Source organism: Streptomyces sp. 8P21H-1, assembly GCF_013302945.1.
Map to the genome: position 1 here is coordinate 1 of NZ_JABTYA010000202.1, position 492 is coordinate 492.

The 492-nt window shown below is 78.7% G+C and carries 1 pseudogene; it reads right to left on the minus strand.

Annotation, left to right across the window (positions count from 1 at the left end):
* Positions 1-492 (minus strand): annotated as a pseudogene (locus HO151_RS03355) (N-acetylmuramoyl-L-alanine amidase); the annotation flags it as partial.

Consider the following 492-nt stretch of genomic DNA (forward strand, 5'->3'; position numbering starts at 1 on the left):
ACCAGTTCGACGCGCAGGCCGCCGGGGAGGGGCTCCGCGGCGCCGGTCCGGCCGTCCTCCGCCGTCGTCGTCGGCCGGACCCTGACCTCCACTCCGTCCGAGTCGCCCACCCACAGGGGGGCCGTGGAGCCGCGCACCCGGCCGGAGGCGCGCTCCGCGGTGTCCGGGTCGGCCGCGTGTTCGTGGTTGTGGGCCTCCAGGTCCTGCCAGGCGGACCAGTCCGTGGTGCCGCCGGCGCGGGTACGGACCTGGACCCGGCCGTGGAGTTCGCTGTCGGGGTCGTCCCAGACGACGCCGACGAGCGAGAAGTGCCGTACGTCCCGCCGGGCGAGGCCCTGGGGCTGCGAGGGCGAGGGGGGCAGGCCGCGGTCGCCGGAGGGGGAGGGGGAGGAGGACGGGGTGCGGAGGGTGCTGCCGGGCGGGAGGGGGGTGAGCGGGAAGGACTGGGTGCTGCCGGGGACGGCGGCGGCGCGGGTGGTGCGCGCCGCGGTG